2 protein-coding genes are annotated in these 15,700 nt (G+C 63.4%); both read left to right on the forward strand.

Features of this window, described 5'->3' with window-relative positions:
• The first annotated feature begins 6 nt into the window (after positions 1-6).
• Entirely contained in the window at positions 7-6,528 is a 6,522-nt protein-coding gene (locus tag ACQ4MY_RS26805; RefSeq protein WP_440097056.1) for an amino acid adenylation domain-containing protein, read from the forward strand.
• Positions 6,529-15,657 carry an amino acid adenylation domain-containing protein gene (locus ACQ4MY_RS26810; protein ID WP_440097014.1) on the forward strand — a complete coding sequence of 3,043 codons (9,129 nt, stop codon included), beginning with the start codon at positions 6,529-6,531 and terminating at the stop codon, positions 15,655-15,657. It begins immediately after the preceding gene.
• Positions 15,658-15,700: the final 43 nt, after the last annotated feature.

Consider the following 15,700-nt stretch of genomic DNA (forward strand, 5'->3'; position numbering starts at 1 on the left):
CAGCAGTTGATTGAATCGGTAGGCGCGCTTTCTCCCGAGAAACGCAAGGCGCTGGCGATTCTACTGGGCAAACAGGGGGTCAATCTCTACGGCATCGCCCCGGTTTTCCGGCGTGGTGACGCAGAGCCCCTGTTGCTTTCCTATGCTCAGGAGCGGCAGTGGTTCCTCTGGCAAATGGAGCCGCACAGCGCGGCTTATCACATCCCCACCGCCCTGCGTTTGCGCGGGGCGCTGGATCTGCCGGCGTTGCAGGCCAGCTTCGCGGCGCTGATCGAGCGTCACGAAAGCCTGCGCACCGGCTTCGCCCTCGATGAGCAGGGCAAGGCGTTGCAGGTTATCCACGCACCTTTCGCACTGGCTTTGCCGGTGCAGGATGTCCAGGGGATTGATGAGACGGCGTTGAAAGCGCTGATCCAGACGGAAATCGCCGAGCCGTTCGACTTGCTCCAGGGCCCGCTGCTGCGGGTTCGGGTGCTGCGTCTGGGCGCCGAAGAACATGTGCTGGTGGCGGTGCAGCACCATATCGTTTCCGACGGCGTGTCGATGCAGGTGATGATCGATGAGCTGATTCAGTTGTACGCCGGCCGCCGTCGCGGTCAGGCGACAGCGCTGGCGCCGTTGCCGATTCAGTACGCCGACTACGCACTGTGGCAACGCAGCTGGATGGAGGCGGGCGAGCGCGAACGGCAAGTGGCTTACTGGACCGAACGTCTCGGCGGCGAGGCCTCGGTGCTGGAATTGCCGCTGGATCATCCGCGTCCGGCGAGCCAGAGTTTCCGTGGCGCGAGCCTCGACATCAGCCTGCCCGTTGCCATCAGCAAAGGTTTGCAGGACGTCGCGCGGCGCGAAGGCGTGACTTTGTTCATGCTGTTGCTGGCGTCGTTCCAGACCTTGCTGCATCGCTACAGCGGCCAGAATGACATTCGCGTCGGCGTGCCGATTGCCAACCGCAACCGCAAAGAGACCGAAGGCCTGATCGGCTTCTTCGTCAACACGCAGGTGTTGCGCGCCGAACTCGACGAGCAAATGCCTTTCAACCAATTGCTGCAACAGGTCAAACAGCATGCCCTTGGCGCGCAGGCGCATCAGGACTTGCCGTTCGAGCAACTGGTCGAAGCGCTCGCGCCGACCCGCAGCCTCAGCCGCAGCTCGCTGTTCCAGGTGATGTTCAACCATCAGACCGCCGCACCGGCCGAGCAGCAATCGGTGCAGATGCCTGGCCTGAGTGTCGAGCCGGTGAGCTGGGACAGTCACACCGCACCGTTCGACCTGACGCTGGACACCTACGAGTCCGCCGCTGGCCTCAGCGCTTCGCTGGTCTACGCCACCGATCTGTTCGATACGGCGACCATCACCCGCATGGCCGATCACTGGCAAAGCCTGCTGGCCGCTATCGTCGCTCGCAGCGATCAGCGCATCGGTGAATTGGCGATGCTCGGCCGCGATGAATTTGCCCGACTGCAACAGAGCAATGCACTGGTGGCGCTGGATCGGCTGCCGGTGCACGAACGTTTTGCGCGCATGGCGCAGGCACAACCGCAAGCGCTGGCCGTGCGGTGCGCAGATCAGCAACTGACCTTCGCCGAACTCGACGCCGAGGCCAATCGCCTCGCCCAGCGCCTGCAACTGGACGGCGTGGGGCCGGAAGTGCGCATCGGCATCGCCTTGCCGCGCAGCCCGCAAATGCTTGTAGCAATGCTCGCGGTGCTCAAGGCCGGTGGCGCTTACGTGCCGCTGGACGCCAGTTATCCGCGCGAGCGTCTGGCCTACCTGATGGCGGATTCAGGCATCGCCCTGTTGCTGAGCGATTCGACGCTGATCGGCCAATTGCCGCTGCCGCAGGGTTTGCCGAGCCTGTGCCTCGATACGCTCGACACCGCTGAATTCGCGGACACCGCGCCTGCCGTTGCAGTGCACGAACACAGTCTCGCCTACGTGATTTACACCTCGGGTTCGACCGGTCAGCCGAAAGGCGTTTGCGTAGCCCATGGCCCGCTGGCGATGCATTGCCAGGCGATCGGTCAGCGCTACGCCATGACCGCGGATGACTGCGAACTGCATTTCATGTCGTTCGCTTTCGACGGCGCGCATGAGCGCTGGCTGACCCCCCTGACTCACGGTTCCAGCCTGTTGCTGCGTGACGACAGCCTGTGGACGGCCGAGCAGACCTACCGCGCCATGCAGCGTCACGGCGTTACCGTGGTGGCGTTTCCGCCGGCCTATCTGCAACAGTTGGCCGAGTTCGCCGAAATCGCAGGCAACCCGCCCAAGGTGCGCATCTACTGCTTCGGCGGCGATGCGGTGCCCAATGACAGCTTTGAACGGGTGCGTCGCGCCCTGGCACCGCAACACATCATCAACGGCTACGGCCCGACCGAAACCGTGGTCACGCCGCTGCTGTGGAAGGCTGACCGAGACACCCGTTGCGGCGCGGCCTATGCGCCGATCGGTGAACGTGTCGGCGAGCGCAGCACTTGGGTGCTCAGCGCCGAACTCAACCCGCTGCCGCAAGGCGTGGCCGGCGAGTTGTACCTCGGTGGCTACGGCGTGGCACGCGGGTATCTGGATCGTCCGGCGCTGACCGCCGAGCGCTTCGTTCCCGATCCGTTCGGCGCGCCCGGTGCGCGCCTGTACCGCAGTGGCGATCAGGTGCGCCTGCGCGCCGATGGCGTATTCGATTATCAAGGTCGCGTCGACAATCAGGTCAAGGTGCGTGGTTTCCGTATCGAGCTGGGTGAAATCGAAGCGCGGCTGATGGCGCTCGACTCGGTGCGCGAAGCGGTGGTGCTGGCTCAGGACGGTGCGAACGGCGCGCAACTGGTCGGCTACATCGTTGCCGCGCAACCGGTCGAGGCGGCGCAACACGGCGTCTGGCGCGAGCAGATTCGTGCCAGCCTCAAACACAGCCTGCCGGACTACATGGTTCCTGCGTACCTGATGGTGCTGGAACACATTCCGCTGACGCCGAACGGCAAGGTCGACCGCAAGGGCTTGCCGAAACCCGATGCCAGCCTGATGCAGCAAGACTATGTCGCGCCGGTCACCGGCCTTGAGCAGCAAACCGCGCAGATATGGGCTGAAGTGCTCAAGCTTGATCGTGTTGGCATGACCGACAACTTTTTCGAACTCGGCGGCCATTCGCTGCTGGTGACCCAAGTGCTGTCGCGGGTGCGCCAGACGTTGCAACTCGACGTGCCACTCAAGGCGCTGTTCGAACACAGCACGCTGGGTGGTTTCTGTGGCCATCTGGCGCAGGCTGCGAATGCCGCGCAGCAACCGCCATTGGTCGCGCTGGAACGTGGCGCGCCGCTGGCGCTGTCGTACGCGCAGGAGCGTCAGTGGTTCCTCTGGCACATGGATCGGCACAGTTCGGCCTACCACATTCCGAGCGCGCTGCGCCTGCACGGGCCGCTCGACCGGCAAGCGCTGCAATGCAGTTTCGACACGCTGATCGCCCGCCACGAGAGCCTGCGTACACGCTTCCTGCAAGAGGCCGACGGCACCCGTCAGTTGATTCTGGCGCCGTTCAGCCTGCCGATCGAATCGCGCACCCTCGCCGCCGACAGCGATGACGCCGCGCTCAAGGCGCAGGTCGAAGCCGAAATCCGCCGACCGTTCGACTTGCAGGAAGAGCCGCTGCTGCGCGCGACCCTGCTGCAACTGAGCGCCGAGGATCATGTGCTGGTGCTGATCCAGCACCACATCGTTTCCGATGGCTGGTCGATGCAGTTGATGGTCGATGAATTGATTCGCCTGTACGCCGCCTTCAGCCGTGGCGAACAGCTAAGCCTGCCGGCGCTGCCAATCCAGTACGCCGACTATGCCGTGTGGCAGCGGCGCTGGATGGAGGCGGGCGAGCGCGAACGCCAGCTCGATTACTGGCTGACCCAGTTGGGCGGCGAGCAACCGGTGCTGGAACTGCCGCTGGATCGTCCGCGCCCGGCCACCCAGAGTCTGCGTGGTGCACGTTTCGAACTGGCGCTGGATGCTGCGTTGAGTGAGGCGCTGAACAACGTCGCCCGTCGTGAAGGCGTGACACTGTTCATGCTGTTGCTGGCATCGTTCCAGACCTTGCTGCACCGCTACAGCGCGCAGGACGACATTCGTGTCGGCGTGCCGGTGGCCAACCGCACGCGGGTCGAGACCGAAGGGCTGATCGGCTTCTTCGTCAACACCCAAGTGCTGCGCGCCGATATCCACGGCGGCCTGCGTTTCAGCGAGCTGCTGCAACAGGTTCGCCAGACCGCGCTCGGTGCGCAGGATCATCAGGATCTGCCGTTCGAGCAACTGGTGGAAGTGCTGCAACCGGAACGCAGCCTCAGCCGCAGCCCGCTGTTCCAGGTGATGTTCAACCACCAGGCCAAGGCCCGTCGCAGCACGGCATTGGCCGAGCTGGATGGGTTGCAGATCCGCGAGGTCGACTGGGACAGCCTGATGGCGCAGTTCGACTTGACCCTCAATACCGAAGAATCCGCCGAGGGCATCTTCGCCTCGCTGGTCTATGCCGCCGACCTGTTCGACGCCTCGACCATTGCGCGGATGGCCGAACATTGGCAGGCGCTGTTGCGCAGCATCAGCGCGCAACCGCAGCAATTGATCGGTGAACTGTCGATGCTCGCGGCTGACGAGCGTCAGCACAGTATCGAAGACTGGAACCCGGCGCCGCAGACCTGGAACCCACAACAACCCCTGCACCGCTTGATCGAAGCGCAGGCGCAGCGCACGCCCGAGGCGGTTGCCGTGACGTTCGGCGAGCAGCATCTGAGCTACGGCGAACTCAATCGCCGCGCCAATCGCCTGGCCCATGAACTGATTGGCCGAGGCGTTGGCGCCGACGTGCTGGTCGGCCTCGCCGCCGAGCGTTCACTGGAGATGATTGTCGGCCTGCTGGCGATCCTCAAGGCCGGTGGCGCCTATCTGCCGCTGGATCCGCAGTACCCGGCCGACCGTTTGCAATACATGATCGAGGACAGTGGCATTCGCCTGTTGTTGAGCGGTGCCGGGGTGCTCGATCACGTCGCCATCGACGCGCAGGTCAGCCATCTGCCGCTCGGCGATGACTATGCTGCGCAAGCGCAGAGCGATCCGCAGATTGCGCTCGACACCGCCAATCTGGCTTACGTGATCTACACCTCCGGCTCGACCGGCAAGCCCAAGGGCACGCTGCTCAGCCACGCCAACGCGTTGCGCCTGTTCGAGGCCACCGAGGGCTGGTTCAACTTCGGCGCCGATGATTGCTGGACGCTGTTCCATTCCTACGCGTTCGATTTCTCGGTCTGGGAAATCTTCGGCGCGCTGCTGCATGGCGGCCGTCTGGTCATCGTGCCGCAGGACGTCAGCCGTTCGCCGCAAGAGTTCTTTGCCTTGCTCTGCGCCGAGCGCGTCACGGTACTGAACCAGACGCCGTCGGCGTTCAAGCAGCTGATGCAGGTGGCGTGCGCGGCCGCGCCCGCGCTGCAACCGTCGCTGCGCTACGTGGTGTTCGGTGGCGAAGCGCTGGAAGTGAAGAGCCTGCGCCCATGGTTCGAGCGCTTCGGCGACCGCGCGCCGCAACTGGTCAACATGTACGGTATTACCGAAACCACCGTGCACGTCAGTTACCGGCCGCTGTCGCTGGCCGACCTCGATAATGCCGCCGGTAGCCCGTTGGGCGCGCCGATTGCCGACCTGGCGTGGTACGTGCTGGATGCCGACCTCAACCCGGTCGCACGCGGCTGCATCGGTGAACTGCACGTTGCCGGCGCCGGTCTGGCCCGTGGTTACCTGAACCGCAGCGACCTCAGTGCCCTGCGTTTTGTCCCTAACCCGTTCAGCGCCGAGGGTGCGCGCCTGTATCGCACCGGCGACCTGGCGCGCTACTGCACCGATGGCCGCATCGAATACGTCGGGCGTATCGACCATCAAGTGAAGATTCGTGGTTTCCGTATCGAACTCGGTGAAATCGAAGCACGCCTGCTGGCATTGCCCGGAGTGCGTCAGGCGGTGGTGCTCGATCAGCCCGGCGTCGGCGGCGTGCAACTGGTGGCGTACATCGTCGCTGCGCAAGCGCTCGATCCATTGGAACAGGCTGCCTGGCGCGAGCAGGTGCGGCTGCGGCTGCGCCAGGATCTGCCGGACTACATGGTCCCGGCGCATCTGTTGCTACTCGAGCAATTACCGCTGACCGCCAACGGCAAGCTCGACCGCAAGGCACTGCCGACGGCCGATGCCAACCTGTTGCAACACGCCTATGTGGCGCCGGTCAGTGACCTCGAAAAACAGGTCGCGGCGATCTGGGGCGATGTGCTCAAACTCGATCAGGTCGGCTTGACCGACAACTTCTTTGAACTGGGAGGTCACTCCCTGCTGGTGATAAACATTGTGTCGCGCATTCAACTTGAACTCGGTATGACGCTGCTCCCGCAAACCATTTTCCAGTACCCGGTACTGGCGGATCTGGTGGCGCAATTGCAAGGTAATGGTGAACAGGTCACGGCCTCGAAACTGAGCTTGCTCGAAGACCTGCTCGACGAAATGGAGGACGCGTGAATGGACATTAACGTCGCCACGCGGATTGCCCGCCGCTTCATCACTCTGCCGCTGGAAAAGCGCAAGGAATACCTCGGCAAAATGCTCGCCGAGGGTGTGTCCCCGGCCAATCTGCCGATTCCCGAAGTGCAGTCGGCATTCGATAGCCTCGGTTTGTCGTACGCTCAGGAGCGCCAGTGGTTTCTCTGGCAACTGGAGCCGAGCAGCGCCGCCTATCACATTCCCATGGCCCTGCGCCTGCGCGGCCAACTCGATGTCGCCGCGCTGCAACGCAGCTTCGACAGCCTGATCGAGCGGCACCAGACGCTGCGCACGGTGTTCGTGCATGACGGCCAGCGCCCGCAGCAGGAAATCCGCGCCAACGCGGCACTGACCATCGTTGAGCAAAGCCTTGCCGCCGACACCGCGGATGGCGTGCTGCAACAGCTGATCGAAAGCGAGATCCAGCAGCCGTTCGATCTCGCCGAAGGGCCATTGTTGCGGGTGAAATTGCTGCACCTGGGCGCCGATGACCATGTGCTGATCCTGATCCAGCACCACATTGTTTCCGATGGCTGGTCGATGCGCGTGATGGTCGATGAGCTGATCGCGCTGTACGCCGGTTTCAGCAGTGGCACTGCTACCGAATTGGCAGCCTTGCCGATCCAGTACGCCGACTACGCCTTGTGGCAACGCAGCTGGATGGAAGCGGGTGAGCGGGAGCGGCAACTGGCTTACTGGCTCGAGCAACTGGGTGGCGAACAACCGGTGCTGGAACTGCCTCAGGACCGCGCGCGGCCGGCGCTGCAAAGTTATCGCGGCGCGCGTCTCGACCTGGAGTTCGATGAGGCGTTGAACCAGGGTTTGCAAGCCATCGCCCGGCGTGAAGGGGTGACCCTGTTCATGGTGTTGCTGGCGGCGTTCCAGACCTTTCTGCACCGCTACAGCGGCCAGGCCGATATTCGCGTCGGCGTGCCCAATGCCAACCGTAACCGCACCGAAACCGAAGGCTTGATCGGCTACTTCGTCAACACCCAGGTGATGCGTGCGCAACTTGATCCGCGCCTGCCGTTCAATGCGTTGTTGCAGCAGGTCAAACAGGCGGCGATGGGCGCGCAAGCTCATCAGGAACTGCCTTTCGAGCAATTGGTGGAAGCCCTGGCGCCAGAACGCAGCCTGAGCCGCAGCCCGTTGTTCCAGGTGATGTTCAACCACCAGACCGCCACTCGTCAGCAAGGCGCCAACGCTTCGCTGGCACAGTTGCAGGTCGAACCGATGCGCTGGGACACCCATCAGGCGCAACTTGACCTGACCCTGGAAACCCACGAGTCGGCGGACGGCCTCGGTGCGTCGCTGATCTACGCCACCGACCTGTTCGACGCCGCGACCATCGCGCGCATGGGTGAACATCTGGTGGCGCTGTTGCAGGCCATCGTCGCGCAGCCGCAGCAAGCCATTGGCGAACTGCCGATGCTCACCGCGCAAGAGCGCCAGGCGATCCTGCTCGGCTGGAATGACACGGCGGTGGATTACCCGCTGACCACCAGTTTGCAGCAGTTGATCGAAGCCCAAGTGGCGAAAACGCCGGATGCACCGGCGCTGGCCTTCGGTGAAACACGCCTGAGCTACGCGCAACTCAACGCCCGCGCCAATCGCCTCGCGCATCGCTTGATCGAGAGCGGCGTCGGCCCGGAGTCGCTGGTCGGCATCGCGGTGGAGCGTTCGATCGAAATGGTCGTCGGCCTGCTGGCCGTGCTCAAGGCCGGTGGCGCCTACGTACCGCTGGACCCGGAATATCCGCCGGAGCGCCTGCGCTACATGCTCGAAGACAGCGGCGTGAAGTTGCTGCTGACCCAAGCGGCGCTGCTCGACAGTTTGCCGCTGAATGAAAACGTACAAACCCTGGCGCTGGATAGCCTTGGCGAGCTGGAAAACTATGCAGCGACCGATCCGCAGGTTGCCGTGGATGCGGAAAACCTCGCCTACGTGATTTACACCTCGGGCTCGACCGGCAAACCCAAGGGTGCCGGCAACCGACATGCGGCGCTGACCAACCGTTTGTGCTGGATGCAGCAGGCCTATCAATTGGGCGCCGGTGACACGGTGCTGCAAAAGACCCCGTTCAGCTTTGACGTATCGGTCTGGGAATTCTTCTGGCCGCTGATGACCGGTGCGCGTCTGGTGGTTGCCGCTCCCGGCGATCACCGTGATCCGGCGACGCTGGTGGCGCTGATCAATCGCGAGCAGGTCACCACGCTGCACTTTGTCCCATCGATGTTGCAGGCCTTCCTGCAGGATGATCAGGTTTCGACCTGCGGCAGCCTCAAACGCATCGTTTGCAGCGGTGAAGCGTTGCCCGCCGACGCGCAGTTGCAGGTGTTCGCCAAGCTGCCGCAGGCCGGGCTGTTCAACCTCTATGGCCCGACGGAAGCGGCCATCGACGTGACCCACTGGACCTGTGTCGAAGAGGGCCGCGACAGCGTGCCGATCGGTGAACCGATTGCCAATCTGGCCTGCTACATCCTTGACGACGAACTGCAACCGGTGCCGGTCGGTGTGCTCGGCGAGCTGTACCTCGCCGGTGTCGGCCTGGCCCGGGGTTATCACCAGCGTCCGGCGCTGACCGCCGAACGTTTTGCCGTCAGCCCGTATGGCCATGGCGAGCGCATCTATCGCACCGGCGATCTGGCACGCTACCGCGACAACGGCGTGATCGAATACGCCGGGCGCATCGACCATCAGGTCAAGCTGCGCGGCTTGCGTATCGAAATGGGTGAGATCGAAGCGCGCCTGCTCGAACACCCGGCCGTGCGTGAAGCGGTGGTGCTGGTGATCGACGGCAAGCAGTTGGTGGCTTATGTCGTCCTTACCGAAGAAAGCGCCGAATGGCGTCAGAACCTCGCTGCGCATGTGCAGCAGCAATTGCCCGAATACATGGTGCCGACGCAATGGCTGGCGCTGGCGCAAATGCCGCTCAGCCCCAATGGCAAACTCGACCGCAAGGCCTTGCCGAAACCCGACGCCAGCGTGGCGCAGGAGCAATATCAGGCGCCGGGCAATGCCATCGAACAGCAACTGGCGGACATCTGGCAGTCGGTGCTGGGCCTGGAACAAATCGGTGTCAGCGATAACTTCTTCGCCCTCGGCGGCGATTCGATCATCTCGATCCAAGTGGTCAGCCGTGCCCGTCAGGCCGGGCTGCACTTCACTCCCAAGGACTTGTTCCAGCACCAGACCATTCGCGGTCTGGCCAGCGTGGCGACCGTGGGTGACGGCGGTGTGCGCATCGACCAGAACCCGGTGACCGGCAGCACGCCGCTGTTACCGTTCCAGCAGCTGTTTTTTGAGACCGACATTCCCCAGCGTCAGCACTGGAATCAGTCGTTGCTGCTCAAACCTGCGCAAGCCTTGCACGGCGCTACGCTGGAGCAGGCGTTGCAAGCGCTGGTCCGCCACCATGACGCGTTGCGCCTGACGTTCACGCAGAACGCCGATGGCTGGAGCGCCGCACACCGCACCGTCGAGCCGCAGCAGACGCTGTTGTGGCAGACCGCGCTGAACAGCGCCGATGAAGTCGAAGCCGCGTGCGAAGAGGCGCAGCGCAGCCTCGATCTGCACAACGGCCCGCTGTTGCGCGGCATGTTGTTGAGCCTCGCCGATGGCAGCCAGCGTCTGTTGCTGGTGATCCATCACTTGGCCGTCGACGGTGTGTCGTGGCGCGTCCTGCTTGAAGACCTGCAAGACGCCTACCGGCAGTTGCAGGACGGCCAGCCGCTGAAATTGCCGGCCAAGACCAGCGCCTTCAAGCACTGGGCCGAAGGCTTGCAGGCGCACACCGCCAACCTTGCCGGCGAGCTGGATTTCTGGCGCGGACAATTGCTCGACGCACCGCAGGATTTGCCTCGCGACAATGCCGATGGCCGTCTCGCCAACAATCAGGCCTTGAGCGTGCGCACGCAGCTCGACAAGGCGCTGACGCGCAAACTGCTGCAACAGGCCCCGGCGGCCTATCGCACCCAGGTCAATGACTTGCTGCTGACCGCTTTGGCGCGGGTCATCTGCCGCTGGACCGGCGACACTTCGGCGCTGATCCAGCTTGAAGGGCATGGCCGTGAAGAGTTGATCGACGGCATCGATCTGAGCCGCACCGTGGGTTGGTTCACCAGCCTCTATCCGGTACGCCTGACGCCACAAACGGCGCTGGCCGACGCGATCAAACAGGTCAAGGAGCAACTGCGCGCCATCCCCAACAAAGGCCTGGGTTTCGGTGCCTTGCGCTATCTCGGCGATGACGCCAGCCGCGCTGCATTGGCGGCGGTGCCGCAGGCGCGCATCACGTTCAACTACCTCGGCCAGTTCGACAGCCAGTTCGACGAAGCGGCGCTGTTCGTCCCGGCAGCGGAAAGCGCCGGTCGCGAGCAAAGTCCGCTGGCGCCACTGAGCAACTGGCTGGAAGTCAGCGGTCAGGTGTACGGTGCCGAGTTGAAGCTGAGCTGGACCTTCAGCCGCGAAATGTTCAACGAAGCGACTATCCAGCAGTTGGCCGATGACTACGCCATCGAGCTGGCAGCGCTGGTCGAGCATTGCTGTGCGCCGGGCAACCACGGCATCACGCCGTCGGACTTCCCGCTGGCAACCCTGACCCAGGCGCAACTCGACGGACTGCCGCTGGCGGTGGCCGAGATCGAGGACATCTATCCACTGTCGCCGATGCAGCAGGGCATGTTGTTCCACACCCTGTCCGATGACGGCGATGACCTGTACATCAACCAGATCAACCTGCCGGTCGAGGGCATGGACCCGGAGCGCTTCCGTCGTGCCTGGCAACATGTGATCGGTCGCCATGCGATTCTGCGCACGTCGTTCCACTGGCAGGGCGGCCAGACGTCGCCGATCCAGGTCGTTCAGCATTACGCCGAGGTCGATCTGCAGGTGCTCGACTGGCGCGGCCAGGACATCGGCGAGCAGCGTCTGGCCGAGCGTGCCCGCGAAGAACGTGCGCGTGGTTTCGAACTGCACCGCGTGCCGTTGCAGCGTTTGCTGTTGATCCGCACCGGGGAAGACAGCCATCAACTGATCTGGACCAGCCACCACATCCTCATGGACGGCTGGAGCAGTTCGCAGTTGTTCGGCGAAGTGCTGCAGCATTACGCCAGTGGTGAGGTGGTCGGTGACAGCGGCCGCTATCGTGACTTCATCGAATGGCTGCAAAGCCAGGATCAGGATCGCCTCGAGCAATTCTGGCGCGGCCATCTGCAAACCCTCGCCGAGCCGACGGCGCTGAGTCAGGCGATGCACCCGCGCCACGTCGCCACGACGGCGGGCCACGCAGCGCTGTACACCAAATGGGATGAACAGCAGACCCGCCGTCTGCAACAACATTGCCGCGCCCACGGGATGACCGCGAACACGCTGATCCAGGGCGCATGGCTGTTGGTGCTGCAACGCTACACCGGACAAAGCAGTGTGGCCTTTGGCGCCACGGTGGCGGGGCGCCCGGAAGGCCTGGCAAATGCCGACAGCATGCTCGGCCTGTTCATCAACACCTTGCCGGTGATCCAGACCCTGCAACCGGCGCAGCGCCTCAGCGACTGGCTCGCCCAGTTGCAGGCCTACAACCTCGATTTGCGTGACCACGCCCACGCACCGCTGGCTGATATCCAGCGTTGGTCGGGGCAGGGCGGACAGATGCTGTTCGACAGCATCATCGTCTTCGAGAACTACCCGATCGACCGTCGTCTGGAAGAGGCCAAGGGCGGCTTGCGTTTCGGCAGTTCGGCCAGCCATGACGTGACCAACTTCCCGATGGACCTGGCGGTGCATCTCAACGAAGAGCTGTCCATCGAGTATCTGTTCCTGCGCGATTGCTTCAGTGTCGAAGCGGTGGAGCGGATTCGCGAAACCATGGAAATCACCCTGCAAGCGATGCTCGACACGCCGCACGAATACCTCGGTAACCTGCAACGCCTGGCGCCGCAGCAATGGCAAGTCTTGCAGCAGTGGGGCGCGGAACCGGCGCCAAGCGACCAGCGTGAATGGCTGCCGCTGATGATTGCCGAACACGCGCGAATTCGTCCGCAAGCCAACGCCGTGGAGTGCGCGGGCGAGCACTTGAGCTACGCCGAACTGGACGCGCAAGCCAATCGTCTGGCGCACCATTTGATCGCCAACGGCGCCGGCCCGGAAGTGTTGATCGGCGTCGCGCTGGAGCGTTCGCTGGACATGCTGGTGGCGTTGCTGGCGGTGTTCAAGAGCGGTGCTGCCTATGTGCCGCTGGACATCGATTACCCGCGCGATCGCCTCGCGTTCATGATCGAAGACTCGGGCATGAGCCTGATGATCAGTCGTGGCGAGTTGTCCGCGCGCCTGCCGTTGCCGCAAGACTTGCCACTGGTTGACCTCGACAACTTCGACGCCGGTGCCTACGCGGCCACGGCGCCACAGGTGCAGGTCAACGAAGATACCCTCGCATATCTGATATACACCTCGGGTTCCACCGGTTTGCCCAAAGGTGTCGCGGTCACCCATGGCCCGCTGAGCATGCATTGCCAGGCGATCTGCCAACTGTATGAAATGGATCACAGCAGCCGTGAATTGCACTTCATGTCGTTTGCTTTTGACGGCGCTCATGAACGCTGGCTGACGACTCTGGCGTTCGGCGGCACGCTGGTGCTGCGCGACAACGAGTTGTGGACACCAGAGCAGACTTGTCACGCCTTGCAGACGCGGTCGATCGACATCGCCTGTTTCCCGCCGGCCTACCTCAAGCAAGTGGCCGAGTACGTGCAGGCCAGCGGTTTGACCGCGCCCAAGGTGCGCATTTATTGCCTGGGTGGCGATGCGGTGCCGGAGCAGACCCTGCAACAGGTGCGCAGCATTCTCCAGCCGCAATTCATCACCAACGGCTATGGGCCGACCGAAACCGTGGTCACGCCGATGCTGTGGAAAGCCGCCAACGACGAACCGTGCGCGGCGGCGTATGCGCCGATCGGCCGGGTGGTCGGTCAGCGCTCGCTGTGGGTGCTGGACGATGATCTGAATCCGCTGCCGGCCGGTTTGTCCGGGCAATTGCACATCGGCGGTTACGGGGTTGCCCGTGGTTATCACGGTCGGCCGGCGGTAACGGCGGAACGCTTCGTGCCGGACCCGTTCGGTGCGCCGGGCAGTCGCTTGTATCGCAGCGGCGATCTGGTGCGCCTGCGCGAAAGCGGGGTGATGGATTACGTCGGCCGCGCCGACCATCAGGTCAAGGTACGTGGGTTCCGTATCGAACTCGGCGAAATCGAAGCCTGCCTGCGTTTGCAGGAAGACGTCACGGACGCGGTGGTCATTGCCCGCGACGGCGTGTCCGGCAAGCAACTGATCGGTTATGTGGTTGCTGACTGCGCTGACGAAGCGCGCTTGATCGAACGCCTGAAGACCGAGCTGCGTGCGCGGTTGCCGGACTACATGGTGCCGGCGCAGATCATGTGCCTGACGCGCATGCCGATTTCGCCCAACGGCAAGCTCGACCGCAAGGCCTTGCCGGAGCCGCAGTTCCAGGTCGAACAATACGTGGCACCACGCACCGAAGAAGAAGCCTTGCTCGCGCAGATCTGGGCCGAGGTGTTGCAGGTCGAGCTAGTTGGTTTGAGCGATAACTTCTTCGAACTGGGGGGCGACTCGATTCTCAGCCTGCAAGTGATCTCGCGGGCGCGTAACCATCCGCAACTCAAGCTCGATCTGAAACTGCGTGATCTGATGCGTTACCAGACCATCGGCAATCTGTTCGATCAGCAGGTGGTCAACCGTGCGGCCGAGGAACAGACGCAAGTGGTGCGCGAAGGTGCGTTCCCGCTGATCCCGATCCAGCAGTGGTTCTTCGACGAAGAAATGAACGCGCCGCACCACTTCAACCAGGCGCTGATTCTGCGCTCGCGGCAGGCCCTCGATGCGGTCGCGCTGGAAAAGACCCTGATGGCCATGCTGATGCAGCACGATGCCTTGCGCCTGCGTTTTGTCCGTGAGGGCGGGGTCTGGACCCAGCATTACCAGAGCCTGGACGATTGCCGTCAGCAGGCGCAGCAAGCGCCATTGTTGTGGGTGCATCAAGTCGCCGACAAGGATGAACTGGAAGTGCTCGCCAACCAGGCGCAACGCAGTCTGAATCTGGGCGAGGGGCCGTTGGTGCGCGGTTTGCTGGCGACCTTGCCGGACGGCGAGGCGCGGCTGTTGCTGGTGATCCATCACTTGGTCATCGACGGTGTGTCGTGGCGGGTGCTGTTGCAGGATCTGCAAACCGCTTACGACGCGTATTGCCTCGGCGAGGAGCCGCAATTGCCGGTGCGCACCAGCAGCTTCCGCGACTGGGCGGAACACCTCAGTGCACACACTCGCACGTTGATCGACGAAGAGCTGGATTACTGGCTGCAAACGCTCGATCAACCGGGCAAGGAAATGCGCTGCGACAACCCGCGCGGCAAGAATCTGGTACGCCATCGTGCCGAAGCGGTGATGAACCTTGACGAGACGTTCACCGCCAGCCTGCTCAAACAGGCGCCGGCGGTGTATCAAACGCAGATCAACGATCTGTTGCTGACTGCATTGGGTCGCGTGCTGTGCCGCTGGAACGATGATCCGTCGGTGCTGGTGCAACTCGAAGGGCATGGTCGTGAAGACCTCTTCGAAGACCTCGACCTGAGCCGCACCATGGGCTGGTTCACCACGATGTTCCCGGTGCGCCTGGCGCCTGGCCACGACACTGACATGGGCGAGGCGATCGTCACGGTGCGCGATCAGTTGCAGAGCCTGCCGAACAAGGGCGTCGGCTACGGTGCCTTGCGACACATGGCCGGTGCACCGCTGGGGCAGCGTCTGGCGGCATTGCCGCAGGCGCGGGTGACGTTCAACTACCTCGGGCAGTTCGACCAGAGTTTCGACGAGCAGGCGTTGCTGGTGCCTGCCGATGACAACATCGGCGACAGCTACGACATGGACGCCGGGATGGCCAATTGGCTGGAGCTGGTCGGGCAGGTGTACAACGGACGGTTGGCGTTCCGCTGCATCTACAGCACCCGCCGTTACCGCACCAGCACCGTCGAACGCTTGATGGCGGATTACCAGAACGAGTTGCAAGCCTTGATCGACCACTGCCTGGCGCAGCCGGTCTGAGCCTTTTTCAACCTTCGATAGAGGTGCGGCCCATGGGCCGCAC

The sequence above is a fragment of the Pseudomonas sp. SM4 genome (assembly GCF_051913165.1).
Taxonomy (GTDB): Bacteria; Pseudomonadota; Gammaproteobacteria; order Pseudomonadales; family Pseudomonadaceae; genus Aquipseudomonas.

Excerpts from the sequence above, each read along its gene's own strand:
- ACQ4MY_RS26810 (WP_440097014.1), top strand. The coding sequence starts at position 6,529 with ATGGACATTAACGTCGCCACGCGGATTGCCCGCCGCTTCATCACTCTG.